Genomic DNA, 23,823 nt, shown 5'->3' with positions numbered 1-23,823 from the left:
AGCGTCCCAGATAGGAATCGAACCTACGACCTACAGCTTAGGAGGCTGTCGCTCTATCCTGCTGAGCTACTGGGACATATACAAAAGTCGACGACTTATTTATTATATTTCTTATAGGCAAACTTTTCAAGCTAATCGCACATACTTATGAAAAAAAAATCCTCATAAATGCTTAACAGGTCACTAAACTCTCGTCTTTCCCTTTTTTTCATTTAATGGAATACTTTATTAATCTCTCGTTTTCTGGTACTATTTCACTATAAAAAAATAGGAGAATGATAGTGGGGAAAAATAGAGTTTTAATGATGGCGGCATTGCTGGGAATTTTGATTTTACCTGGATGCTCACAAGGGATTTTAGAGGGGATAGGCACAAAGACGGCTGTACCGATTGCGGAAGATGAAATTGAAGTGGCCGAGGCCGCCGAGAATGGGACCGGGCAGGATCTGGAGGGACAAATCGATACGGGAGACTGGATAACGGCCGAGTCCCCGGTCCAGCTTCCGATATTGATGTATCACAGCATTTCTGAAGGCAATGGCCTTCGGGTTCCAAGGGAGGAATTCCGTTCACAGATGGTTTGGCTTCGGGAGAATGGTTACTATACATTATCCCCTGAAGAAGCATTCCTCGTTTTAACCGAGAATCGGATGCCAAGTGAGAAGTGCGTCTGGCTTACTTTTGATGATGGCTATACAGATAACTACACGGAGGCTTTCCCGATATTAAAAGAAAATGATATGAAAGCAACTGTCTTCATGATCGGGAAGTCCATTGATAAAGGTCATCACCTGACTGAAAATCAAATGGTGGAGATGAGCAGGAATGGGATTTCGATCGAAAGCCATACTATCAAACATTTGGAGCTGAACCGCATGACGGCAGAGCAGCAAGAGGCTGAAATGGTCCAGTCGAAGGAGCTAATCGACCGTATTCTCGACCAGGACACGACAGTGCTTTCTTATCCGGTTGGCCGATATAACGAAGAGACTCTCGGGCTGTCAGAAGAAGCTGGATACAAGATGGCAGTCACGACCGAACCTGGGGGAGCTTCAAGGGAGCAAGGGATGCAAGCCCTGCATCGGGTTCGGATTTCACCCGGGTTATCAGTCGATGGGTTTGCGTCACTGGTTGAAAATGCCTCTAATCATTGAAGGTGGATGGCACATTTCGAACTTGTTCAGAAAAATCATATAATAATCGATTCTTACATGGTGTATAATGAAGGCAGTGAAAATTATATACATACGAACGATTTGGTGTCGTAATGACTTAAAAGGGAAGCTGGTGAAATGCCAGCGCGGTCCCGCCACTGTATATGGGAGCTGACGGCTGTGTACCACTGTATGAGATATGGGAAGGTGCCGTTGACGATGACCATGAGCCAGGAGACCTGCCAAAATTCGTACACCTGTAACCTACGCGGATGGGAAGGTGTGTGGCAGACCCTAAAGAAGTCCGTAATGAAATTGTTGCCATACAAGCACCTTCCGTTTAACGGGAGGTGCTTTTTGTTTTGGGGCATCTTCCGGGATTATTAGGTGGAAAGAAATTAAATAAAAAGATTGTGGGGAATGAAAATGAAGAAAATTTTTGGTCTGATACTGTTGATGTTGCTTGTTGCAGGCATGATGGTCGGCTGCAGTGACACTACTGATGAAGGAAAAGAAAAGCAGCAAACGAATCATGCTCAACACGAAGCTTTCCCGATTACGATTAAAGATGCAACTGGGGAGAAAGTAACGATAGAACAAAAACCGAAGAAAATCGTTTCATTGATACCAAGTAATACGGAAGTGGTCTTTGCTCTTGGTTTGGGTAAAAAGGTCATTGGTGTTTCCGACAATGATAATTACCCGGAAGAAACGAAAGATATAGAAAAAGTCGGCGGAATGGAAATGAACACGGAGCTGATTGTCTCCATGAAGCCTGACCTTGTTCTTGCCCATGCATCAAGTGCCCATAATTCGAATGAGGGTTTACAGCAGCTTAAGGATGCTGGAATAGATGTCCTCGTAGTCAATGATGCACAAAGCTTTGATCAAGTCTATGAGTCTATTGAAATGATTGGAAAGGCAACGGGCGAACATGATAAGGCAAACGAAATCGTTGCGGATATGAAAACGAAGCTCAAGGATATCGAGGAAAAGGCCAAATCCGTAAAGGAAGAGGATAGGAAGACCGTTTTAGTGGAAGTTTCGCCGTCACCTGAAATATACACACCGGGAAAAAATACTTTCATGAATGAGATGCTTCAAATTATTTCAGCTGATAATGCTGCTGCTGAATTGGACGGTTGGGCAAAAATTGATGAAGAGTCGATGATTGCTGCAAATCCGGATGTCATCATTACAACATATGGTTATTATACGAAAGACGCAGTAAGTGAAGTGAAGGGCCGAAAAGGATGGCAAGATGTAAATGCCATTAAGAATGGCCAAGTCTTTGATGTCCATTCTGACTTGGTGACCCGTTCCGGTCCACGCTTGATAGAGGGAGTAGAGGAACTTGCCAAATCAGTCTATCCGAACCAATTTAACAACTAAATGGACGTTTGCTTATTTAATTGCGTTGTTTATTTTGTTATTCGCAATGACGATAGGCATTTCCTTTGGTTCGGTGTCAGTACCGATTCCCGTACTTTTACAAATAATCGGCAAGGAGATCTTTCATTTGCCGATTTCTGCTGATCCGGATGTGATGCTGACGAATATCGTGATGAACATCCGCTTGCCGCGTGTATTGCTTGCGGGTTTGGTCGGGGCATCGCTTGCGATTGCGGGCGCGGCATTTCAAGGGCTGCTCCGGAACCCGCTCGCTGATCCTTACACATTAGGCATTTCATCAGGAGCATCGGTCGGCGCCGTATTGACAATATTCTTGAATATATCATTGCCGCTCATCGGATTTTACACTCTTCCGGCATTGAGCATCTTATGCTCAGTGCTCACGATGCTCTGCGTATTGACCTTTGCAAAAAAAATGGATCGATCGATGAAAGTGGAAACGATCATTTTAACGGGAATCATTTTCAGCTCGTTTTTAAGTGCCTTCATTTCATTGATGATTGCGCTGACGGGTGATGAATTAAGACAAATCATCGGCTGGCTGATGGGAAGCGTTTCAATGCGCGGATGGAATTATATTGCAATCATTTTGCCGTTTTTTATTCTTGGTTCGTTGATCTTGATCATGAATACAAGCGAATTGAATGCGATGACTTTCGGGGAAGACCGGGCAAAACACTTAGGAGTGAATGTTAAGCGACGGAAAATGTGGATCTTGATAGCCGGTTCGACATTGACGGGGGCAGCGGTTGCTGTTTCAGGGGCGATTGGCTTTGTGGGATTGGTCATTCCCCATTTTGTCCGAAAGATATGGGGACCTGACCATAAACATTTGCTTCCGCTGTCATTGCTGATAGGAAGCGGATTTCTAATTTTGGCTGACTTTGTAGCACGGACGGTCATTGCCCCATCGGAACTGCCGATCGGGGTGATCACCTCACTTATCGGGGCACCTGCATTTGCGCTGATTTTATTAAAGAGACGGAGAGAAGGGTAAAAACGAATGCTTGAAGTTAAAGGGTTAACAGGTGGATATGACAACAAAGCTGTTTTGGACTCTGTCTCTTTTGATGTACATAAAGGAGAATTATTCGGGATTCTTGGTCCTAATGGCAGCGGTAAAACGACGCTTTTAGGTATGCTTAGCGGGGTGCTCGATTATAAGGGCGGAAGCGTACGGATAAGAGGTAGGGATTTGCAGGATTATTCGTCAAAACAACTTGCACAGGTCATTGCTGTGCTCCCTCAGCATTCCTCATTAGCTTTCTCCTATACAGTAAAAGAGACGGTCTCACTTGGGCGATATGCTCATCAATCAGGTTGGTTCCATAGTTGGTCCGCAGAAGATGAAGCGATTGTCCAACGGGTTATGGAACAAACGGGCGTAGCCGATTTTCAGGATCTGCATTTTGAACGATTATCAGGAGGGGAGAGGCAGCGGGTCCTGCTGGCACAGGCACTTGCTCAAGAGCCTGAAATCCTTTTTTTGGATGAGCCTACGAATCACTTGGATCTTTCCTATCAAAAAGACCTTCTTGATTTAATGAGGAAAATGGCAAAAGAGCAGAATTTGACCGTTATTTCAATTTTCCATGACCTGAATTTGGCTGGGTTATATTGTGATCGGCTGATGTTGCTTGAGAAAGGGAAAATTCAGGTTGTTGATGTGCCGAATGAAGTGCTCCAGCAGGAACGGATTCAGGGTGTATATCATACGACGATCGAGAAACATCCACATCCCGCCCTTCCGAAACCGCAGATGTTCATCGTTCCGGAAAAGCATGTCCATGATACTATCTCATTGGAAATCGATGAATCTTATCTGACAGTCGGACCAGAGATGATTCAATTGGATTCTCCGATCCCGCTTAGAACGATGTCTTCCGGAGTGACTGGTTCGGGGACGGGCTGGCATAAATATTTTGTGAATAGGCACGTACATCATGGCTATGATTGCGAGGATCATCATGTTGAAATGGCCGAATATTTAAAAGCTCATGGTTTTGAACCTCAGGAGACGGTAGGGATGATGACAGCTGTCTTTCTCGACACGGTTGCTTTCAAGCTTTTAAGAGTTGAAGATTTCTCTGTTTTCATTATCGTGACGGCTGGTGTAGGAAATGCCATCGACGCTTCTTTAGCTGACCGGCATTCTTGGAGTTCCGCTCCGGGAACGATCAATACATGGATATTCGTAAATGGACATTTGGCAGAAGAGGCTTTCATCCACAGCATAGTTACTGCAACCGAGGCAAAAGTAAAAGCGCTTCATGATTTGCATGTACTGGATAAGGTGACAAATACATGTGCAACAGGAACATCGACCGACAGCATCTTGATTGCGGCTGCTCAACGAGGGGCAAAGCTTCAATATGCAGGCACCATCACTCCGTTAGGGAAGCTGATCAGTCGCGGTGTATATGATTGTACAGTGGAAGCATTAAAGAATAATCGGAAACGGATTGAGGATTTATGATCTATCATCATCTTTTTGCGGTTACGCTGGCATTTTTCCTTGATCTATTAATCGGTGATCCGCCAAATTGGCCGCATCCAGTCAAATGGATAGGAACGTCGATAAGCAAGCTCGATCTGGCATTCAATAGAGGGGCATATAAGAAACGGAATGGACTCTTCATGTTGATCATCGTCTTATCGGCGGTGTTATTGATTACGGGTCTTACCGTCTATTTGGCTTATCTTATCCATCCTCTTGCAGGTATCCTTTGGGAAGCTGCTGTCATTTCTACTACGATTGCTCAAAAGGGCTTGAAGCAAGCCGGGATGGATGTTTGCCTTCCGCTTAATGAACGAGATTTTCCTGAAGCGAGGCTAAAGCTTTCCTATATCGTGGGCCGTGATACGGCTGATCTTGATGAATCCGAAATTGTCAGGGGCACCGTGGAAACTGTAGCGGAAAATACCAGCGATGGGATTACGGCCCCCATGTTTTGGGCAGCTATTGGCGGTGCGCCGCTCGCTATGGTGTACAGGGCAATTAATACCTGCGATTCCATGGTAGGGTACAAAAATGACAAATATGGGCAATTCGGCTGGGCTTCAGCCAAGCTCGATGATATCGTGAACTGGATTCCCAGCCGCCTCACCGGTTACCTGATGTTACTGAGCTCAAAATCCCGCTATCATGGATTTGGTGCCAGATGGAAAATATTATTCAATGACGCAAAAAAACATCCAAGCCCGAATAGCGGGTGGTGTGAAGCAGGCGTTGCTGCGATTTTGGGAATACAGCTTGGAGGCCGTAATATGTACAAAGGAATTGTTTCCGACCGTGCGAGGATGGGAGTTCCGCTTGTTCGATTGGAAGCAAAACATATACCAAAAACGATTACCATCATGCATCGGTCATCTTTTCTATTTCTGCTGATGCTATGGCTAGGGGGGCTTATTCTTGATATTACCTTCTCATGGCTCTAATCCTCATTATCTTTATGAAGCGCTGAAAATCAAGATGCCTGAAGCGGTTCTCGACTTCAGTGCTAACATCAACCCATTGGGTCCGCCTTTACGCATAAAGGAACAGTGGTCTGGGTTTTTCGAAGGAATCCTTCAGTACCCGGATCCGCATGCCATTGAACTGACAAAATCCATTGCAAAAAAAGAAGCTCTTCCTGAGCAATCCGTTTTGGTGGGGAACGGTGGTGCTGAAATAATTATGCTGGTAGCGAACGGATTAGCCAATCAAAGGGTGCTGATCATTCAGCCGTCATTTGCGGAATATGCTGAAGCTTGTTTGGCATCAGGATGTAAGGTTGATTTTCACCAGCTTGATGCTCCTGAGTGGCAATTGGACTTGGAGCGATTGATTCCGCGATTACCCGAATATGATGCAATTTTCTTATGTACGCCTAATAATCCTACGGGTGTTTCATTTAATCGGGATGCAGTCAGGGAATTGATCATGGAATGCCAAAAAGCGGATTGCCTGGTAGTCTTGGATGAGGCTTTTTATGATTTTACGGAAGATGCCTTTAGTTATGCTGCTTTAATCAATGTATTTCCACATTTACTTATTCTTAGATCAATGACTAAAATTTTTGCAATTCCGGGTTTGAGACTAGGCTACTTGCTTGCGACACCTGACATCATAAAACGGGTAAGAAACTATAAGCCGCATTGGAGCGTCAACCACGTGGCGCTTGAAGTGGGGAAAATCTGTCTTGCAGAAGAAGCCTATATGAGAAAAACAAGAGACTATATTGCATGGCAAAAGCAAAAACTATTCCGGTTTTATGAGGAGCAAGGGTTGAATGTCTCCGCTAGCACAGTTAATTTCTATTTGGTGAAGGATGAATCTCTATCCCTTTTCGCCTTTTTGCTGAAAAAAGGAATCGTACCGCGCCATACCTATAATTTTCCGGGTTTGGACGGAGTGTGGCTTCGGTTTGCAGTGAAGGGTGAACATGATAACGAAGCACTGATGGAGGGGGTAAGACAGTGGAGAAAGCAAGGCTCTGTTTTATAACCGGGGGTGTCCGTTCAGGAAAAAGCAGCTTCGCAGAAAGAAAAGCATTGGAGTTCGCGCTCCAAACGAATGGGAACTTGCATTACCTCGCTTGCGGCCGTGTCAGTGATGTTGAAATGGGTGAACGCATCCTTAGGCATCGTAAAGATAGAGAAAGCAGCCCGATTGCTTGGAAGACCTCTGAATACGCAACGGATATTACAAGAATAGGGGCTGACATTGATCATGAATCCATCATTCTGCTCGATTGTCTGACAACCCTGCTTGATAACGAGCTATTTGGCCCTGGCATTCCGCTTGAAGAAGAATTCTTAAATAGTGTTTTTTCAAAAATCATAACCGGGATCAATGAGATAAGAAAACAATCCAGCTGTTTAATAGTCGTGAGCAATGAATTGGTGCAGGAACCGATTTTTCAGGACGATTTCCTCCATATATACGGAAAAACACTGGGCCTGCTTCATCAAACGATCGTCGGGCAGGCCGATGAAGCCTATCTAGTGGAAGCGGGAATTCCATTGCGGAAGAAAGGGTGCATGCAGGAATGAGCGGAGTGATCGGATTTTTAATTAACCTGCAGTTCTTTACGGTCTTTCCAATAAAGAAGCAGCTTCCGATGGAGAAGAAATATATTCACCGTGCCATTCAAACCTTTCCATTAGTAGGTCTTTTGCTAGGCTTGATATTGGGCGGCGTTTTATATGCACTAGTGGAATGGACCCCATTGTCATCGCTTGCGATTGCCTTTTTCCTTTGGTTTTTAACGATGGCGTTAACGGGTGGTTTGCATCTTGATGGCTGGATTGATGCAAGTGATGCTTTTTTTTCCTATCAGGATAAGAATAGGCGTTTGGAAATCATGAAGGATTCCAGGACAGGTGCATTCGGTGTCATCTCTGTCATAGTCCTATTGGCCGCCCGGTTTCTATTTATCTATGAAATTGTCCAAAGGGTAAATGAATGGACATACTTCTTGATCATAGCCCTTCCGCTCTTAAGCAAATGTGTGATGGGTTATTTACTCATCCGGATGCCGCTGGCTAAAAAAGAGGGGCTCGGTGCTTTTTTTCAAAGTGCAGTAACGAAAAGCAGTTTGCCCATTTATTGGCTGTACATCCTTGTAAGTCTGGCGTTTGCCTGGGTCATCGATTTTAAGCTTGTCACCTTATTTTTCATCATGTGCCTGGCTGCAATGGTTTTCCTGGTTTATATAAAACGTAAAATCGTCAGTTGGTTCGGTGGGATAACGGGGGATGTACTGGGGGCATCCGTGGAAGGGGTTGAGCTTTGGTTATGGCTGATATTGTGGCTATTACACTACTTCGCCATGGGCTGACAGTAGCAAATGAACGAAAGGCCTATTTAGGCTGGACGGATTCTCCATTAAGTATCGAAGGAGAAAAGGAAATATGGGACTTAAGGGGTTCTTACCCACAGTATGAAAAAATACACAGCAGTGATTTGCCCCGCTGTGTGGAAACTGTACGACTTCTGTTTCCGAATGCAGTTCCGGTCAAAAACGCTTCGTTCCGTGAGATGAACTTCGGCAATTGGGAAGGGCGGACGTATCATGAGTTGAAGACAGATGGAGATTATCTTAATTGGCTGGAACGTCCCATGGAGGCACTGGTGCCTGGGGGTGAAAGTTATCCGGCATTTTCCGAACGTGTGAATAATGGCTGGAAACAATTGATTGCCTGTAAGGAGAACCGATTTGCCCTAATGACGCATGGAGGGGTAATTCGTGATTTATTGGTCCGCTATGCCCCGCAGGAAAAGTCTTTTTTTGATTGGGGAATTTCCCATGGCAGGGGATATGAGCTGATATGGGAAGACCGGAACAGCTTAAGGAGGGGAGAACGCTGCACTTTGTTACAGGAGGCGCCTATAATGGCAAAACCAAATGGGTAAAGCAATTGTATGATATGGAAAATGATGTCCTTTGGCTTTCCGGTTATCGAAAAGAACGGCCGGAATTGATTGATTTCCAAGGCAGGACCGTTGTATTGCAAGGGTTGGATGCATGGATTCAACAAGATGCAGAAAAGATGGATTCAGATTCGATTCGAAAAAGATGGAAGGAAATCATGGCTGATTGGCGAATATGGGAGAAAGAAAGAGATGAACACAATTGCATTGTGATCGGTTCTGATATTTCCAAAGGCATTGTCCCGATCGAAGCAAAAGATCGCAGATGGCGCGATGCCTGCGGATGGGTCTTTCAAGATGTAGCATCCATATCAAAGCGCGTTGATATCATCTGGTATGGAATTAACCAGCGAATAAAGTAGAGGAGGCAATTGGGATGAAAATCTATACACGTACAGGGGATAAGGGACAAACAAGCGTAATCGGAGGTCGGCTTGATAAGGATGACATCCGAGTTGAATCATATGGAACGGTGGATGAGGTGAATAGCTATATCGGTCTTGCGGTGACTGAATTGGATCCTGCGATATTTACGGATATACTGGCCGATCTAGAGAAAATCCAGCATGAGTTATTTGACTGCGGCGGAGATTTGGCAACCGTTTCCGAGAAAGCCCCACAAAAGCTGACGGATGAGGCCATTACCTATTTGGAAGAACGAATAGATGCCTTCATACTTGAAGCGCCGGAATTGGAAAAGTTCATCCTGCCTGGCGGCTCAAAAGCGGCTGCAACCATTCATATTGCCAGAACTGTTACAAGAAGGGCAGAACGATTGGTCGTTTCATTGATCAAGTCGGGTGCGGCTGTTTCACCATTATCACTTCAATACTTAAATCGTTTGTCGGATTACTTCTTTGCTGTTGCACGTGTGATCAATTTCCGTCTTGGTGTGAAAGATGTGGAGTATATCCGCAGCGCAAATGTGTTCCGTGGAGGGAAAAGAAAGGAAAAAGAGTAAACATGGACGTAAGAAAAATTAGTGCAATCGCTATATTCATTGCCTTATCGGCGGTAGGGGCAATGATTAAAATCCCTTCCCCGATCGGGAGCATCGCTTTAGATAGCTTTCCGGCCCTTTTGGCGGCTGTCATACTTGGCCCGGTATCGGGGGCTATTGTAGCTGGGCTTGGTCATATCATTTCAGCGTTCATCGGCGGCATGCCGCTTGGGCCATTCCACTTTTTGATCATGGTCGAAATGGCAGTCTTGGCATGGATGTTTGGCATTTTATATATACACGGAAAAAAAGTAGGCGCATTTTTCCTCTTCTTTATCGGTAATGCCTTCGTTTTAGCCCTGCCTTTCGCATTTCTGATCAGCCCTGGTTTTTACACGTTATTGGTGCCGGGATTAACGGCAGCGACGGCGGTAAATGTAGTATTGGCTGCCCTTTTACTGCCACGCTTGGAGCCTGTTTTGAAAAAAATGATTTTTAAAGATGGACTCGTAGAATGAGTGATTCGTTGATTTTGCCATTTTCCGAATCAGATTCATTGATTGTTTCTAGTGATAATAGCGGCGGTATCGGGCTGAAAGAGATGGACCTTGTCCATGTCCCTTATGAGGTCATTGGCTATTATTCCTTTCGGGTTGCCGTCATGGAGTGTTTAAGCATTGGCGGAAGACCCGTATCCGTCGTTCTAAATAATTTCTGCGGTGATGAAGCCTGGGAGGACTTGACCAGGGGTGTCAAAAAGGGGCTGGGTGAATTGGGAATGGAGGACCTTCCCATTACTGGAAGCACAGAAAGTAACATGCCGCTTCTTCAATCAGCACTTGGTCTTATGGTGATTGGTAAGCGATTGAATGAACGAATTAAAAAGCAGCATCCTTCACGGAAAATCGCTTTGATCGGCAGGCCGCTCGTTGGAGAAGAAGTAATGGAACAGCAAGATTGGGTCGCGCCATTATCTTTATATAAAAGCCTATGTGAAATGGAAGGCGTTCAGGCACTTCCAGTCGGCTCAAAAGGGATAGCATATGAATGGAAGCACCTCGATCAAAGTGGTGAAGGTGTTTCTGTGCATATAAGTGATAAAGTCGATATCGAAAAATCATCAGGACCATCCACCTGCTTCCTCATTGCCTATCCTGATCATCTGGAGAAAGAAATCAAGCATATATCCGGTCCTCTTTTCATTGGAGAATGATGTTCTCATGACTGAATCAGGTATCGAGTTGGATTCACAAAGAACTGATTCGATGCTTTTTTCATTGATTCTTACTTTTATTGTTTGTTGGCCATAACAATGGTTCGCTCTTGATCGTTATCATAGCCAAAGCAAAATCTCCCCATTTATTGCGTTACTTCTTGCTTCCGTCATTTTAGGGATTATCGCAGGTATGGATATTCCGGATGTTGCAGATGCTGTTCAGATAAGGGGAGGTAATACTCTTGGTTAGATGGCACTCATTTTCGGTTTAGATAACATGCGTGGGAAGATGATGGCAATACCGGTCTTATTATTGTTGATCGAGGCTTTCGGTGCTTTGTTTGCTGAAGATTAAACAGGTAATGATTGGAAAACCAATCATCGCCCTAATGATTTCTGTGGTCGTTTCATTCTTTACATTGGGATGCGCTAGAGGTTTTAATAAAGAAGAAATAAACCAATTCATGCCCGCTGCCCCGTCGCAACTGCGTCCATCATCTTCATTACCGAGGGGTGCGGTGCATTTAAAATGGTAGTGATCACGAGCGGGGTGGATGAAGCCGTTGCTTATAATCCATGTCGCTAAAGATTTAATTTAACAGTCTCACAAACGTTAAAAGTCTTGGACGGTTATGGATACGATTATATTATACGTTTCACTTATCCTAATCTTACTATTGAATTCAATTGTTTAAGAGAAAGGAGCATGTTGTAAATATGGGACATTCAGGTTATATGATGGGGATCGATATTGGTACGACGAGTACGAAGGTTGTTCTTTTTTCAAAAGGGGGAGAGGTTGTCCAATCTTGTTCGAGGGGATATCCTCTACACAGTCCAACTCCTTCCGTGGCGGAACAAGATCCCGAAGAAATCTATAAAGCGGTCATCATTGCTATAGGCGAGGTTATGATTGCAAGCGGAATAGAAAAGCAAGAACTGGGCTTCATATCGTTCAGTTCGGCGATGCATAGCTTGATCGCCATGGGTAAAGACGGCAGCCCGCTGACAAATAGCATTACATGGGCGGATAATCGAAGTGTTGCCTATGCGAAGAAACTGAAGGCTTCGGAACAGGGGATGCAATTGTATCACAGGACCGGAACACCCATTCACCCGATGTCCCCAATCACGAAAGTAATGTGGTTAAAAAATGAGCATCCCGGGATTTTTAACGAAACGGACAAATTTATAGGAATTAAAGAATACATCATCTATAAATTTTTCAATGAGTATGTGATGGATTATTCACTCGCTTCTGCAACGGGCATGTTCAACATGAATGACCTGAAGTGGGATGAAGAGGCACTCACCATTGCTGGAATTGGGGCTGATAAGCTGCCGATGCTTGTCCCTACAACGCATATCCTCTCAGGCTTAAGTGAGGAATTAGCTGCAAAAATGAACATTCTGGCTTGTACCCCGTTTGTGATTGGCGCGAGTGATGGTGTGCTTGCCAACTTAGGGCAAAACGCAATCAAGCCAGGCGTTCTGGCAGTGACAATCGGAACGAGCGGTGCCGTAAGAACCGTCAGTGACCGGCCGCTTACCGATCCGAAAGGCAGGACATTCTGCTATGCCCTTACTGAGAATCACTGGGTAATCGGCGGACCGGTCAACAATGGGGGAATCACCTTCCGATGGGCACGCGATCAGTTGGGCCGTGTGGAAATCGAAAAAGCGAAGGCTTCGGGACAGGACTCCTATGAGATCCTGACGGAAATGGCTTCAAATATTGCACCTGGTTCTGATGGTTTGATATTCCACCCGTATATGGCAGGGGAACGGGCACCATTATGGAGTGCCGATGCAAGGGGCTCCTTCTTCGGGCTGGCGCTTCATCACACTCGTGACCATATGGTCCGGGCAGTGCTGGAGGGTGTGATGTTTAACTTGTACAGTGTCCTTCTTGCTGTTAAGGAATTGACGGGTGCTCCCGAGAAGATCCATGCAAGCGGCGGATTTGTCCGCTCAAAGCTCTGGCGCCAGATCATGGCTGATATATTCAATCAAAACGTGACAATTCCTGAAAGCTTCGAGAGTTCAAGCTTAGGTGCGGCCGTTCTTGGATTATACGCTTTAGGCGAAATCCAAAGCCTTGATGAGGTTGAAGGTATGGTTGGTGAAACGAATGAACTTATCCCGATCGAAGAGAACGTTAAAGTATATGAAGAATTAATGTCGATTTATTTATCCGTGAGCAGGCAATTGGAAGGCGACTACAAGAGAATTGCTGATTTCCAAAGACGTCATTTAGAATGATTTTCAGGGAAAGCACAGATGCACTTGGCACTGTGCTTTTCTTTTTGCCTGGTAATTAAAATGGTAAGATGGTAGAAAACGATAAGGGGAATTTTCTATGGGAGCCAGTAAAACGAATGCAATGCGAATTCTTGATAACAAACGTATAGAGTATGGCATGATGAGTTATGATGCCCGCGACGGAAAAATCGATGGGATCACTGTTGCGGACAAAATTGGAAAAGCGCCAGAAACCGTTTTTAAAACGCTTGTTACCCATAACGGACCGCAGCAGCTTTACGTATTTGTCATTCCTGTAGCCACCGAACTGGACTTGAAAAAAGCAGCGAAGGCCGCAGGTGCAAAAAAAATTGAAATGCTTGCGGTTAAAGATCTGCAAAAATACACAGGGTATATTCGGGGAGGATGTTCCCCGATCGGGATGAAAAAGCAATACCCGACCTTTATTGACGAAAGTGCAGCAAACCTGCCTGAAATCATCGTAAGCGGAGGAAAGATCGGTACACAGATCGTGTTAAAACCGTCAGAATTCCTGGAGGTCACACAAGCGGAATCTGCAGCCTTAATAAAATAGACTGTTAACCTGTAGGCATTCACCTATTAGTTCTTTTCTGCATACGCTGTCTTGAAGATCACATCTGTATTGTGAGGGAGAGTGTGAAAGTGACAGGAAAAGTGATGCATTATTTCGCAGGAGGCAATACGGCTAAAGGTTTTTATAGTTTATATGATTCTAATTTGGCAGGTCTGGAAAGATTATTCATATTAAAAGGCGGACCAGGTTCCGGTAAATCGACCATTATGAAAAAAATCGGCCAAGAATGGCTGGATAAAGACTATGACATCGAGTATTTACATTGTTCGTCCGATAATGATTCCATCGATGGAGTGATCATTCCTGCTTTGAAAATCGGACTCGTGGATGGGACCGCGCCGCATGTGATTGAGCCGAAGGCACCTGGGGCCATTGAGGAATATGTCAATCTAGGGGCTGCCTGGAATTCCCAGCAACTGGCTTCTGAAAGAGCGGCCATCATAAGATTGACGAATGCGAGAAGCAAGAGTTTCGAGAAGGCATATGCCCTATTCGCTGAAGCATTGAAGATACATGATGAATGGGAAGACATTTATAAAGCAAATATTGATTTCGCTAAATTGAATGGGTTGACCAATAAATTGATAGAAGGCTTTTATAGAGATATAACCCTGAATAAGAAGTCAGATGTTCGTCACCGATTCTTAGGGGCAGCAACACCAAAAGGTGCAGTTGATTTCATCCCAAATATTACTGAACGAATACAAAAACGGTACTTTTTAAAGGGGCGTCCAGGTTCCGGCAAATCAACGATGCTGAAGAAGATTGCAAAAGCTGCGGAGCAAAGAGGCTTTGATGTGGAAGTATATCATTGCGGATTCGATCCTTATAGCTTGGACATGGTAATCGTCCGGGAGGTAGGGATCGCCATATTTGACAGCACATCACCGCATGAATACTTCCCGAGTTGTGAAGGTGATGAAATCATAGATATATATAAAACGGCGATCCTGCCTGGAACAGATGAAATTTATGCCGATCAGATAAAGGATGTTTCCACCAGGTACCGGAAAAAAATGGATGAAGCGACAGCAAATCTGGCTAAGGCGAAAGAGCTGCATGACGAACTTGAAAAGATTTATGTAAAAGCAATGGACTTTACAGCCATCGATGACATTCAAAGAGACATCCAAGAACAGATCATTGAGCGGGCACAAGATGTCGATAGCCAAACGATTTTGCATTAAGAAAACAAACTGCACCTATTTAATTAGGTGCAGTTTATTTATGTACATAAGACGATTTTTTAATGACGGAAGTCACACAAGAATAGATACGGGTTTGTTAAACGTGTTTATCCACGTCCTTTCGGTTAAAATAGGGATTATATTGAAAAAAAGGAGCCGGTTGAATTGATAAAGACGATTGCGATTGATATGGACGGAACATTGTTAAACAAAATGCAAAAGGTCAGTGAGGAAAATAAACACGCTATCCAAAAGGCGCAAAGCGAGGGAGTGGAAGTGATCATCGCTACTGGAAGATCTTATGTGGAAGCAAGGTTCGCTTTAGATGAAGCAGGCATCGTTTGCCCTGTCATCTGTGTAAATGGTGCTGCCCTCTTCACGGAGGACGGAAATATTGCCGCTTCCAATCCAATGCCTGCTGCCACTGCTAAAATGGTTGCTGAATTCCTCGAAGAACAAGGGATTTATTTCGAAATATATACGAGTCAGGGAATTTATTCTAAAGACTATGAAAACGCAATATCCGTTTTGGTTGATGTATTCGTTACAGCCAATCCGGACATTGACCCTGAGAATATGCGGAAATTTGCGGAGCAGCGTTTACAGCTTGGACAGGTAACTTCCATTTCCGATTATTCCGAGTTATTCAGCCGTTCGAATGAGGAATATTATAAAATTCTCAGCTTCTCAAAGGATTTAAATTTATTAAATGAAATTGCTTCAAAATTGAAAGGACACGGAGTTACAGTCACTTCATCGGGACGTGAAAATGTGGAAATCATGAGTGAAACAGCTCAAAAAGGTACAACACTTGAAACATATGTGAATGGAAAATCCGGCTCGATGCAGGAAACGATGGCTATTGGGGATAATTATAATGATGTATCCATGTTTGAACGGGTAGGTTTGTCTGTCGCAATGGGAAATGCCCCGCTCGAAATTAAAAAACTGTGTGATGAAGTAACAGGCAGAAATGATGAATCCGGTGTCGCGGAGGCCATTTTAAAGGTACTTAAACAGTCAGCCTATTAAACTCATGAATCGAAGGGGGAAAGGCTTTTGAAAAAATTGCTCTTATTTTTCCTTATGACTGCATTGATTTTAACTGGTTGTAACATGAATGATGATGACAGGAAAACCGAGCCGAATCCTGACAAGGAAGCGACGGGCACTTTAGGCGAAGATCCGGATGTGCTGGTAACGAACTTGCATGCCCCATGGTCGATTCAGAAGAATGGGGACACAATGTATGTTTCGGAGCGGACAGGAACCATCGTCGAATCGGACAAGGATAAGATGGCACGGCAAAAGGTCAATCTAAAAAAGACATTGTCATCTAAAGCGGAAGCGGGGTTGCTTGGATTTTTATTAGCTCCCGATTTTTCTAACAGTGGGCAAGCTTTCGCCTATTATACGTATGAAGAGGGAGGGAATTCCATCAATCGAATCGTCATTTTAGAGAAAAATGATGATGAGTGGCAGGAGATGGAGACCTTAATCGACGGAATACCAAGTGGGGACTTCCACCATGGCGGCAGGATCAAGATTGGTCCGGATGATAAGCTATATGCAACGACAGGTGATGCAAGAAGGGCTGAGATCGCACAGGACACAGATTCGTTAGGCGGGAAAATTCTGCGCATGAACCTGGATGGCACCATTCCGAACGATAATCCTTTCGCGAATTCATACATCTATTCATACGGTCACCGCAATCCACAAGGCCTTGCTTGGGATGAAGCAGGACAGTTGTATGAAAGTGAGCACGGAGATTCGGCTCACGATGAAATAAATAAAATGGATCTGGGTAAGAACTATGGATGGCCAGAGATACAGGGCGATGAGCAGAAAGCTGATATGGTAAAACCATTGATTCATTCCGGTGAAAACACATGGGCTCCTTCTGGCATGGCCTATTTTGATGGAAAGCTCTATTTTGCCGCCTTAAGGGGCGAAGCGCTTAAGAGTTATGATGTAAAAAGGGGAAAACTGACTAATATCTTTACGGGCTCAGGAAGGATACGCGATGTATTCGTTGATGAAGAATTTCTTTATTTCATAAGCAACAATACGGACGGCCGAGGAAATCCTGATGAAAAGGATGATAAGCTTTATCGTTTGCCGCTATCTCGGTTAAATTTGCCTTGATGTTATCAATGAGAAGAAAAGAAGCATATAATCGGAAACCTCGCCAATAGCGGGGTTTCCTTTTTGGTTTATGCCCATAAACTCACGAGTAAATGTCCCAAATTCACGAGTAAAAGCGGGAAACTCACGAGTAAATGCCCGGAATTCACGAGTAAAAGCGAGAAACTCACGAGTAAATGCCCAAATTCACGAGTAAAAGCGGGAAACTCACGAGTAAATGCCCGGAATTCACGAGTAAAAGCGGGAAACTCACGAGTAAATGCCCGGAATTCACGAGTAAAAGCGAGAAACTCACGAGTAAATGCCCAAATTCACGAGTAAAAGCGGGAAACTCACGAGTAAATGCCCGGAATTCACGAGTAAAAGTGTGAAACACACGAGTAAATGCCCCGAATTCACGAGTAAAGCGAGAAACTCATGAGTAAATGCCCGGAATTCACGAGTAAAAGTGTGAAACTCATGAGTAAATGCCCCGAATTCACGAGTAAAAGTGTGAAACCCACGAGTATTCGCCCGGAATTCACGAGTAAAAGTGTGAAACACACGAGTAAATGTCCCAAATTCACGAGTAAAAGCGTGAAACTCACGAGTAAATGTCCCAAATTCACGAGTAAAAGTGTGAAACTCACGAGTAAATGTCCCAAATTCACGAGTAAAAGCGAGAAACTCACGAGTAAATGTCCCAAATTCATGAGTAAATGCCCGGAATTCACGAGTAAAAGTGGGTGAAACTCACGAGTATTTGCTCCAAACCACAGTATTTCTTTCGAAACCTCCAATTATAAGCATGAACCTCCTGAATTTTGTCCCGGAAGCGATGGAGAAGCATAGGACAGTGTGTCTACGAATATTTTCGTTCGTCCGAAGGCTAGACATTTTTATTGAATAGGTGTATAGTTACCTAGGTAACTAATTTTCAGGAGGAATACCTTTGTCCTTTCAAAATGGTTTTTTTCATCATAACTTACAATTTTCAAGGTCATTTACCAAAAAGTTAAATGAACAATTGGCCAAGGTTGATCTTTATCATTCCCAATGGTCGATTGTATATTATCTGAGTCAGTTTGGCTGTTCTACGCTTGTTGAAATAAGCACTTATTTAGATGTGGAGAAACCGACGGTAACCAGGACGGTAAACCGCTTGGAAGAACTTGAGTTGATTGAACAAGTCCCAGGAAAAGATAAACGGGAACGGAGAATACAATTAACGGAGTCAGGTTTAAGGACTTATCAAGAGGCCAAAAAGGTAGTTGAAGAATTTGAACTTCAATTAATGAGCGGTTTGGCTGATGAGGATCGGGAGGCAACGTTACGCACGTTGATTTTCCTGAAGGAAAAATTAAAACAATAGTAAGGAAGAAGGATTGAAATGAATCACAAACCGAAATTGTGGACGAAAGACTTTCTGATTGTCTCGTCTGCAAACTTTTTTCTATTTTTAACTTTTTATGTCTTGATGGTGACATTGACCATTTACACGATGGATAATTTTCATGCGTCGCAAGCACAAGCAGGACTTGCTTCGAGTATTTTTGTTTTGGGGGCTGTGCTTGTCAGACCGATTGCAGGGAAAAAAATTGACAAGATCGGCCGCAGAAAGATGTTGCTTGGCTCGTTGGTGCTATTCCTGATTGCATCCATTGGCTATTTCCTGGTGAATGGTTTATCCCTTTTATTGATTGATCGGCTTATTCACGGTTTTGCTTTCGGCCTTGCCACTACGGCAACTGGAACGATTGCTGCAGATATCATTCCGAATGAAAGACGCGGGGAAGGCACAGGTTACTTTGCCATGAGTACAAACTTGGCAATGGCTTTCGGTCCGTTTATTGGATTGCTGATAACACAGCATTTCAGTTATTCCATCATTTTCTATGCAGCCTCCTTATTTGCCGCGTTTTCTTTAGTTGCATCGTTATTCATGAATGTGCCTGAAGGGGAAAAGGTCGGAGCTTCACCACAAAAAGGATTTAAAATCAGTGATTACTTTGAAAAAAGGGCACTGCCCATTTCCATTTTTATCGGATTTGCCGGATTTACCTATTCGAGCATCTTGTCCTATTTAACGTCTTTTGCAAAGGAAATGGATTTAATGGATGCGGCGAGCTTTTTCTTTGTCGTATTTGCTGTATTCCTTTTGGCGTCCCGTCCGTTTACAGGCCGGATGTTTGATGTGAAGGGGGAAAATGCAGTCATTTACCCATCGCTCTTGCTATTTGCTGTCGGTATGGTCATCCTGAGTCAATCCCATCATGGGATCACGCTTCTGATTGCCGGCGCCTTTATCGGAGTGGGGTATGGTACGTTCCAATCAAGCAGTCAAGCGATTTCCATCAAGGAAGCCCCCTCAAATCGGATGGGTTTAGCCACATCCACGTTTTTTACCATGTATGACTTCGGTATTGGTGTGGGCCCATTCCTATTGGGATTCCTTATTCCATATACAGGGTTCAAAGGGTTATTCATTGGAATGTCGATCTTTGCGTTCATACTTATTGGCATTTATTACTTGGCGCATGGAAAAAAAGCCTCGGCAAGAGTGAAAATGCAGCATGAGGAACGCTTGTCTGCCTGATTTTTTGAATATGATTGTATAAAATGAAGAATTTTGGGGATGCTTATATTATGATTGATTTTCCAAAGTATCCCCCTTTTCTCCGCCTGTATCCCACAGGCGTTTTTTTTTATGCCATAAACAAAGAAAACCGCCATATTGGCGGTTTTTAAAATTTATAGGTCCATAATCGTTCTTTGCGAATCCAGTCTAGAAAATCTGCATCCTGATTTTCGAATTTTTCTTTCCAATCGATCACCATTGCCTGAGTTTGCGAGCGGTGGGCAGTGAATGCGGCTACCTTTTTTTCTTCGACGGCAGAGATATCATGGATGATGTCAGGTTGTCCTAATTCGTCAATGCAGTTATTCGAGAAGGCGACACAATGAAGTTTAGGCCTCTCTTTCGCTTCCATTCTTTCAACGGCCCGCACCACAGCCCGTGCTGTCGCTTCATGGTCTGGATGGACACTGTATCCTGGGTAAAACGTAATGATCAATGAAGGATTTAATTCATTGATGGCATCGGTAAATAATGAAGTCAGCTTTTCATCATCTTCAAATTCAATGGTCTTATCACGCAATCCAAGCATGCGTAAATCTTGGATGCCAATCGCATTTGCTGCATCGATTAATTCCTTTTTACGAATTTTAGGGAGCGATTCTCTTGTTGCAAATGGAGGGTTTCCTAAATTACGGCCCATTTCTCCTAATGTTAAGCATAAATAGGTGACAGGAGTGCCCGCTTCTCTATGAAGGGCAAGCGTTCCGGAAACCGAGAAGGCTTCATCATCGGGATGTGGGAATATAACTAATACATGGCGTTCTTTTTCCAAAGTATATTTCTCCTTCCGTTCTACTTACAGTGAGTATGGTTATCGGTAAATGGGAGTTTTCATCGGAATCATATGATATATATCATGCAAGTTGTCATCATTCAAATGGAGTGGGACTGAGCTGCATGGAGACAGCAAGCTTTCCGGAAAAATCAAGGCCTGCCAATAGCAATCTTCCTTGTTCATCCATTTCGAAGTGGTTAACGCCTTCTGCATATACCCAGCCAATATTGAGCTTCAAGCCGATGCGGTAGGGTCCATCCCCAACTATCTTCCCATGTTCATACTGTATAAGAGCATTACGAATATAAGCACCTGCCGAAAAGAAAGCTTCATCTACATGAGTGGCATAGGCACCATTTGTCGTTTCAAGGTGAAGATATACATCTTGTCCTGCGAAAGAATCAATGGCATTTTGCACCTCTGTACGGTCTATAGGTTTCATTCTATAATTTCCTCCTTAACTGGGCGGCTAGATAAGCTTTTCCTTCTTTCTATTTTACTAAATAAAAACAAAAAAAGCGAAAAAGGCCGCTCGATGAATTTGAGCGGCCTTTAAACTTGATGTTTTATTTTTGTGTTTTTTCAGCGATTCCATATTTATGGTATGCACCATGATTGACAGGTCCAACATAGTCATTCATCTTCCAAGAATGGCGAACGGCCTCGGTGATGAAGTCTTTAGCAATGAGAATAGCCTCACGCGGGCTTTTCCCTTCAGCCAATTGAGCCGTAATGGCTGCTGAAGATGAACAGCCGGCACCATGTGTATTGGTCGTTTCGATTTTTTCTGATTCAAGGATTTCAAATTCATTTCCATCATATAAAAGGTCAATGGCTTTATCATGATCCAGCTTATTACCGCCTTTGATCAAGACAAATTTTGCACCAAGTGCATGAATCTTTTTGGCTGCAGCCCTCATATCGTCAATCGTCTTGATAGGCGCAGTGCCCGCTAACTGAGCGGCCTCGAACAGGTTTGGCGTGACTACAGTTGCACGTGGAACAAGCAGTTCGCGCAGAGCTACAGCCGTTTCAGGGTGCAATACTTCATCTTCACCTTTACAAACCATGACTGGATCGATTACGACCTTGTCCAGCTTCAACTCGTCTATTTTACGGGCAACAAGTTCAATGATTTCCACTGATCCAAGCATTCCCGTTTTCATGGCATCAATGCCGATTGATAGAATCGTTTCGATTTGGGCTTCCAAAACCTCGACCGGTGTAGGGAATACATTATGGGACCAGCCATTCTTTGGATCCATCGTCACGATTGTCGTTAATGCGGACATACCGTAAACGCCGAATTCTTGGAATGTCTTTAAATCCGCTTGAAGACCGGCACCGCCGCTCGAATCCGATCCGGCAACTGTCATAGCTCTTTTCATAGTCATTATGTGACCTCCTCAGGAGAATTAGATATCGATATTATCAGCATACCAGTTAATATCCTATTTTTAGAATATACCAAAATTTCTTTTATGTAAAACTTAGTACTCACCTTAATATGAGTACCTTAAGAAAGGTAATGGAATGGCCACGCATGTGTCATTTTTCGGACCTGGAAATAAGAATATACAATGGGTGGGTGGGCTGCTTTTTAGCTTTTGATCCTACTTTCCATTTTTTGATATACAAAGCAAAGTTTGTGAAAGTGTCATTATTTTCAAAGTTGATTTAAAATATTTAAATATAGTGGATACTTAGTATAGCTTTACCGTTCGATGCTGGATTAAACCCAAAAAAGGGAGGGTGATTTCTATGGAATGGACAATGTTGCTTTTAGCTGGAGGGAAATCAAGTCGTATGGGCGTGAATAAGGCCCTGTTGACCATAGGTGGCGATGTGAACATTTCAAGAGTGGCATCCGAATTGAAAAAAGTGTCAGAAAACATTATGGTCATTACGAATACTTTTGAAGAATATCGTTTTCTGCAGCTGCCGCTCATTCCGGATTTACATAAAGATCAAGGACCTCTTGGCGGATTGCATGCAGGGTTGACCTCATCGAAAACGGAGCTTCAGTTCCTGGCCGCCTGTGATATGCCGTTTGTGAATGCTGATGCCATAAAGGATATCATTTCCTATTATGAACCTCAATTCGATGCTGTCATTCCAGAAATAAATGGCAGGCTCCAGCCGCTTTTTGCTGTTTACCATAAAAGGTGTCTTCCTGTACTGACGGACTGTTTATTAAAACATGAATTGAAAATGAGTCTATTTTTGGAAAAGATTTCGGTAAAAATCATGAAAGAAAGCGACTTTACGTTATATCGCGAAAACCCTGAACATTTTCAATACCTTTTTTTCAATATGAATACGATGGAAGATTTTCAAGAGGCAGGTTATATTGATCAAACTGAATTATATATAAAGGATGGTAGACATGAATTATAATATTTCAAAAGAGCCGATTGTCATCCAGGAAGTGATTGATAAAGTAGTCAGTCGAAATGCAGGTGCCGTCACGACCTTTATCGGTACGGTGAGGGAAATGACGAAAGGAAAAAAGACTCTCTTCTTAATATACGAAGCGTATGAACCGATGGCCATCAAGAAATTGGAGCAAATCGGATCTGAGATCAAGGAGCGTTGGCCTGATGCAGAAACGGCGATCACCCATCGTGTAGGTAAACTTGAAATCACGGATATCGCAGTCGTTATTGCCGTTAGTACGCCACACCGAAATGATGCATATGAGGCAAATAGGTATGCGATTGAAAGAATTAAAGAAATCGTCCCGATTTGGAAAAAAGAACACTGGGAAGATGGGGAGACATGGGTAGGAAACCAGTTGGAAACCGTTTCATATCCATCGGGGAAACCGGAAGAGGGGGATATTGATGATTAATGTACTTTTATTTGCCCAATTGAAAGATGAGCTAGGCAAAGAGACTCTTTCTTTAGAAGGAAATGGAATGAGTGTGGCGGAGCTAAAAGGAAAAATGAAGGTGGATTTTCAATTGGAAGGTCTAGAAACCGTGATGACGGCGGTCAATGAAGAATTTGCCGATGATGACACGATTCTATCTGATGGAGATACCGTAGCTTTCATTCCGCCAGTAAGTGGAGGCTAAAGCATTCGGAAGGGAGGGTTCACG

General features: G+C 43.6%; 30 protein-coding genes, 1 tRNA gene and 1 riboswitch. Of the genes, 25 read left to right on the top strand and 6 right to left on the bottom strand.

Annotation, left to right across the window (positions count from 1 at the left end; all coding sequences use genetic code 11):
* Positions 1–2: 2 nt before the first annotated feature.
* A tRNA-Arg gene (locus ACFVS1_RS20060) sits at positions 3–76 on the bottom strand.
* Between the two features lie 226 nt (positions 77–302).
* Here ACFVS1_RS20060 and ACFVS1_RS20055 point away from each other — a divergent pair.
* The 20 genes from ACFVS1_RS20055 to ACFVS1_RS19960 all read left to right on the top strand — a co-directional run bounded on the left by ACFVS1_RS20055 (position 303) and on the right by ACFVS1_RS19960 (position 17,330).
* Positions 303–1,154, top strand: a complete 852-nt coding sequence (locus ACFVS1_RS20055) for a polysaccharide deacetylase family protein (protein WP_387550138.1) — start codon at positions 303–305, stop codon at positions 1,152–1,154.
* Positions 1,155–1,242: 88 nt separating this feature from the next.
* Positions 1,243–1,415, top strand: a riboswitch (cobalamin riboswitch).
* A gap of 165 nt (positions 1,416–1,580) precedes the next feature.
* On the top strand, positions 1,581–2,546 hold the full coding sequence (locus tag ACFVS1_RS20050; protein WP_352924176.1) for an ABC transporter substrate-binding protein: 966 nt from the start codon (positions 1,581–1,583) through the stop codon (positions 2,544–2,546).
* Positions 2,509–3,564, top strand: a complete 1,056-nt coding sequence (locus tag ACFVS1_RS20045) for a FecCD family ABC transporter permease (RefSeq protein ID WP_352924174.1) — start codon at positions 2,509–2,511, stop codon at positions 3,562–3,564. The genes ACFVS1_RS20050 and ACFVS1_RS20045 overlap by 38 nt, the downstream gene beginning before the upstream one ends.
* Before the next feature lie 6 nt (positions 3,565–3,570).
* Complete coding sequence (locus tag ACFVS1_RS20040) at positions 3,571–5,043, top strand: heme ABC transporter ATP-binding protein (protein WP_387549956.1); 1,473 nt, start codon at positions 3,571–3,573, stop codon at positions 5,041–5,043.
* Positions 5,040–6,005, top strand: a complete 966-nt coding sequence (gene cbiB / locus ACFVS1_RS20035) for an adenosylcobinamide-phosphate synthase CbiB (protein ID WP_387549954.1) — start codon at positions 5,040–5,042, stop codon at positions 6,003–6,005. The genes ACFVS1_RS20040 and cbiB overlap by 4 nt, the downstream gene beginning before the upstream one ends.
* Positions 5,980–7,053, top strand: a complete 1,074-nt coding sequence (gene cobD / locus ACFVS1_RS20030; protein WP_387549952.1) for a threonine-phosphate decarboxylase CobD — start codon at positions 5,980–5,982, stop codon at positions 7,051–7,053. Before cbiB ends, cobD begins: the two co-directional genes overlap by 26 nt.
* Positions 7,026–7,601 carry a bifunctional adenosylcobinamide kinase/adenosylcobinamide-phosphate guanylyltransferase gene (locus ACFVS1_RS20025; protein ID WP_352924167.1) on the top strand — a complete coding sequence of 192 codons (576 nt, stop codon included), beginning with the start codon at positions 7,026–7,028 and terminating at the stop codon, positions 7,599–7,601. The genes cobD and ACFVS1_RS20025 overlap by 28 nt, the downstream gene beginning before the upstream one ends.
* The gene (gene cobS / locus ACFVS1_RS20020) at positions 7,598–8,389 is read left to right on the top strand and encodes an adenosylcobinamide-GDP ribazoletransferase (RefSeq protein ID WP_387549949.1); all 792 of its coding nucleotides are present in this window, start codon (positions 7,598–7,600) and stop codon (positions 8,387–8,389) included. The genes ACFVS1_RS20025 and cobS overlap by 4 nt, the downstream gene beginning before the upstream one ends.
* Positions 8,347–8,964, top strand: coding sequence for a histidine phosphatase family protein (locus ACFVS1_RS20015; RefSeq protein WP_387549947.1), 618 nt, complete (start codon positions 8,347–8,349; stop codon positions 8,962–8,964). Before cobS ends, ACFVS1_RS20015 begins: the two co-directional genes overlap by 43 nt.
* A complete protein-coding gene (locus ACFVS1_RS20010; protein WP_387549945.1) occupies positions 8,880–9,344 on the top strand; it encodes a bifunctional adenosylcobinamide kinase/adenosylcobinamide-phosphate guanylyltransferase in 465 nt (154 codons plus the stop codon). The genes ACFVS1_RS20015 and ACFVS1_RS20010 overlap by 85 nt, the downstream gene beginning before the upstream one ends.
* 14 nt (positions 9,345–9,358) lie before the next feature.
* On the top strand, positions 9,359–9,943 hold the full coding sequence (locus ACFVS1_RS20005; protein WP_241589569.1) for a cob(I)yrinic acid a,c-diamide adenosyltransferase: 585 nt from the start codon (positions 9,359–9,361) through the stop codon (positions 9,941–9,943).
* A 2-nt stretch (positions 9,944–9,945) separates the two neighbouring features.
* Positions 9,946–10,440 carry an ECF transporter S component gene (locus ACFVS1_RS20000; protein WP_241589571.1) on the top strand — a complete coding sequence of 165 codons (495 nt, stop codon included), beginning with the start codon at positions 9,946–9,948 and terminating at the stop codon, positions 10,438–10,440.
* Complete coding sequence (locus ACFVS1_RS19995; RefSeq protein ID WP_387549942.1) at positions 10,437–11,135, top strand: ATP-binding protein; 699 nt, start codon at positions 10,437–10,439, stop codon at positions 11,133–11,135. Before ACFVS1_RS20000 ends, ACFVS1_RS19995 begins: the two co-directional genes overlap by 4 nt.
* Positions 11,136–11,271: 136 nt before the next feature.
* Entirely contained in the window at positions 11,272–11,388 is a 117-nt protein-coding gene (locus tag ACFVS1_RS19990) for a GntT/GntP/DsdX family permease (RefSeq protein ID WP_352924386.1), read from the top strand.
* Positions 11,389–11,500: 112 nt separating this feature from the next.
* Complete coding sequence (locus ACFVS1_RS19985; protein ID WP_352924384.1) at positions 11,501–11,674, top strand: GntT/GntP/DsdX family permease; 174 nt, start codon at positions 11,501–11,503, stop codon at positions 11,672–11,674.
* 181 nt (positions 11,675–11,855) lie between these two features.
* A complete protein-coding gene (gntK, locus tag ACFVS1_RS19980) occupies positions 11,856–13,400 on the top strand; it encodes a gluconokinase (RefSeq protein WP_387549940.1) in 1,545 nt (514 codons plus the stop codon).
* Between the two features lie 97 nt (positions 13,401–13,497).
* Entirely contained in the window at positions 13,498–13,974 is a 477-nt protein-coding gene (gene ybaK / locus ACFVS1_RS19975) for a Cys-tRNA(Pro) deacylase (protein WP_101223884.1), read from the top strand.
* A gap of 89 nt (positions 13,975–14,063) precedes the next feature.
* Positions 14,064–15,182 (top strand): PRK06851 family protein, encoded by a 1,119-nt coding sequence (locus tag ACFVS1_RS19970; protein ID WP_387549938.1) that lies wholly within the window; start codon positions 14,064–14,066, stop codon positions 15,180–15,182.
* A gap of 165 nt (positions 15,183–15,347) precedes the next feature.
* A complete protein-coding gene (locus ACFVS1_RS19965) occupies positions 15,348–16,214 on the top strand; it encodes a Cof-type HAD-IIB family hydrolase (protein WP_387549936.1) in 867 nt (288 codons plus the stop codon).
* A 27-nt stretch (positions 16,215–16,241) separates the two neighbouring features.
* The gene (locus ACFVS1_RS19960) at positions 16,242–17,330 is read left to right on the top strand and encodes a PQQ-dependent sugar dehydrogenase (protein ID WP_387549934.1); all 1,089 of its coding nucleotides are present in this window, start codon (positions 16,242–16,244) and stop codon (positions 17,328–17,330) included.
* A 166-nt stretch (positions 17,331–17,496) separates the two neighbouring features.
* Here ACFVS1_RS19960 and ACFVS1_RS19955 read toward each other — a convergent pair whose 3' ends face one another.
* The gene (locus ACFVS1_RS19955) at positions 17,497–17,706 is read right to left on the bottom strand and encodes a hypothetical protein (RefSeq protein WP_387549932.1); all 210 of its coding nucleotides are present in this window, start codon (positions 17,704–17,706) and stop codon (positions 17,497–17,499) included.
* Between the two features lie 19 nt (positions 17,707–17,725).
* Positions 17,726–18,109, bottom strand: coding sequence for a hypothetical protein (locus ACFVS1_RS19950; protein ID WP_387549930.1), 384 nt, complete (start codon positions 18,107–18,109; stop codon positions 17,726–17,728).
* Between the two features lie 152 nt (positions 18,110–18,261).
* On the opposite strand from ACFVS1_RS19950, the gene ACFVS1_RS19945 reads away from it, so the two are divergent.
* Both ACFVS1_RS19945 and ACFVS1_RS19940 read left to right on the top strand, forming a co-directional pair.
* Complete coding sequence (locus ACFVS1_RS19945; protein WP_352924147.1) at positions 18,262–18,681, top strand: MarR family winged helix-turn-helix transcriptional regulator; 420 nt, start codon at positions 18,262–18,264, stop codon at positions 18,679–18,681.
* 18 nt (positions 18,682–18,699) lie between these two features.
* Positions 18,700–19,905 carry an MFS transporter gene (locus tag ACFVS1_RS19940; RefSeq protein WP_387549925.1) on the top strand — a complete coding sequence of 402 codons (1,206 nt, stop codon included), beginning with the start codon at positions 18,700–18,702 and terminating at the stop codon, positions 19,903–19,905.
* A gap of 148 nt (positions 19,906–20,053) precedes the next feature.
* Here the strand turns inward: ACFVS1_RS19940 and bshB2 are convergent, their stop codons facing one another.
* The 3 genes from bshB2 to pdxK all read right to left on the bottom strand — a co-directional run bounded on the left by bshB2 (position 20,054) and on the right by pdxK (position 22,116).
* The gene (gene bshB2, locus ACFVS1_RS19935; protein WP_352924143.1) at positions 20,054–20,719 is read right to left on the bottom strand and encodes a bacillithiol biosynthesis deacetylase BshB2; all 666 of its coding nucleotides are present in this window, start codon (positions 20,717–20,719) and stop codon (positions 20,054–20,056) included.
* A gap of 97 nt (positions 20,720–20,816) precedes the next feature.
* Positions 20,817–21,164, bottom strand: coding sequence for a YojF family protein (locus ACFVS1_RS19930; RefSeq protein ID WP_096339115.1), 348 nt, complete (start codon positions 21,162–21,164; stop codon positions 20,817–20,819).
* Between the two features lie 124 nt (positions 21,165–21,288).
* Positions 21,289–22,116, bottom strand: a complete 828-nt coding sequence (gene pdxK, locus ACFVS1_RS19925; RefSeq protein WP_387549922.1) for a pyridoxine/pyridoxal/pyridoxamine kinase — start codon at positions 22,114–22,116, stop codon at positions 21,289–21,291.
* Between the two features lie 367 nt (positions 22,117–22,483).
* Here pdxK and mobA point away from each other — a divergent pair, with 367 nt between their 5' ends.
* Genes mobA through moaD form a run of 3 tightly spaced genes read left to right on the top strand, consistent with a single transcriptional unit; the run spans position 22,484 to position 23,799 of the window.
* The gene (gene mobA / locus ACFVS1_RS19920; protein ID WP_352924139.1) at positions 22,484–23,119 is read left to right on the top strand and encodes a molybdenum cofactor guanylyltransferase; all 636 of its coding nucleotides are present in this window, start codon (positions 22,484–22,486) and stop codon (positions 23,117–23,119) included.
* Complete coding sequence (locus ACFVS1_RS19915) at positions 23,109–23,573, top strand: molybdenum cofactor biosynthesis protein MoaE (RefSeq protein ID WP_241589582.1); 465 nt, start codon at positions 23,109–23,111, stop codon at positions 23,571–23,573. Before mobA ends, ACFVS1_RS19915 begins: the two co-directional genes overlap by 11 nt.
* On the top strand, positions 23,566–23,799 hold the full coding sequence (moaD, locus tag ACFVS1_RS19910) for a molybdopterin converting factor subunit 1 (RefSeq protein ID WP_352924135.1): 234 nt from the start codon (positions 23,566–23,568) through the stop codon (positions 23,797–23,799). Before ACFVS1_RS19915 ends, moaD begins: the two co-directional genes overlap by 8 nt.
* Positions 23,800–23,823: the final 24 nt, after the last annotated feature.

This window comes from Peribacillus sp. NPDC058075, assembly GCF_042885195.1.
In the GTDB taxonomy this organism is placed as follows: Bacteria; Bacillota; Bacilli; order Bacillales; family DSM-1321; genus Peribacillus.
The sequence above is the reverse complement of the archived record's forward strand: the minus strand, read 5'-3'. Positions and strand labels throughout refer to the sequence as shown.

Coding starts and splice junctions, on each gene's coding strand:
- ACFVS1_RS19985 (WP_352924384.1), top strand. CDS start 11,501: ATGATTGGAAAACCAATCATCGCCCTAATGATTTCTGTGGTCGTTTCA.
- ACFVS1_RS19940 (WP_387549925.1), top strand. CDS start 18,700: ATGAATCACAAACCGAAATTGTGGACGAAAGACTTTCTGATTGTCTCG.
- ACFVS1_RS19915 (WP_241589582.1), top strand. CDS start 23,109: ATGAATTATAATATTTCAAAAGAGCCGATTGTCATCCAGGAAGTGATT.
- cobS (WP_387549949.1), top strand. CDS start 7,598: ATGAGCGGAGTGATCGGATTTTTAATTAACCTGCAGTTCTTTACGGTC.
- ACFVS1_RS20040 (WP_387549956.1), top strand. CDS start 3,571: ATGCTTGAAGTTAAAGGGTTAACAGGTGGATATGACAACAAAGCTGTT.
- pdxK (WP_387549922.1), bottom strand. CDS start 22,116: ATGACTATGAAAAGAGCTATGACAGTTGCCGGATCGGATTCGAGCGGC.
- mobA (WP_352924139.1), top strand. CDS start 22,484: ATGGAATGGACAATGTTGCTTTTAGCTGGAGGGAAATCAAGTCGTATG.
- ACFVS1_RS20000 (WP_241589571.1), top strand. CDS start 9,946: ATGGACGTAAGAAAAATTAGTGCAATCGCTATATTCATTGCCTTATCG.
- ACFVS1_RS19930 (WP_096339115.1), bottom strand. CDS start 21,164: ATGAAACCTATAGACCGTACAGAGGTGCAAAATGCCATTGATTCTTTC.
- ybaK (WP_101223884.1), top strand. CDS start 13,498: ATGGGAGCCAGTAAAACGAATGCAATGCGAATTCTTGATAACAAACGT.
- cbiB (WP_387549954.1), top strand. CDS start 5,040: ATGATCTATCATCATCTTTTTGCGGTTACGCTGGCATTTTTCCTTGAT.
- ACFVS1_RS20015 (WP_387549947.1), top strand. CDS start 8,347: ATGGCTGATATTGTGGCTATTACACTACTTCGCCATGGGCTGACAGTA.
- ACFVS1_RS20055 (WP_387550138.1), top strand. CDS start 303: ATGATGGCGGCATTGCTGGGAATTTTGATTTTACCTGGATGCTCACAA.
- gntK (WP_387549940.1), top strand. CDS start 11,856: ATGGGACATTCAGGTTATATGATGGGGATCGATATTGGTACGACGAGT.
- moaD (WP_352924135.1), top strand. CDS start 23,566: ATGATTAATGTACTTTTATTTGCCCAATTGAAAGATGAGCTAGGCAAA.
- ACFVS1_RS20010 (WP_387549945.1), top strand. CDS start 8,880: ATGGGAAGACCGGAACAGCTTAAGGAGGGGAGAACGCTGCACTTTGTT.
- ACFVS1_RS20050 (WP_352924176.1), top strand. CDS start 1,581: ATGAAGAAAATTTTTGGTCTGATACTGTTGATGTTGCTTGTTGCAGGC.
- ACFVS1_RS20005 (WP_241589569.1), top strand. CDS start 9,359: ATGAAAATCTATACACGTACAGGGGATAAGGGACAAACAAGCGTAATC.
- ACFVS1_RS19995 (WP_387549942.1), top strand. CDS start 10,437: ATGAGTGATTCGTTGATTTTGCCATTTTCCGAATCAGATTCATTGATT.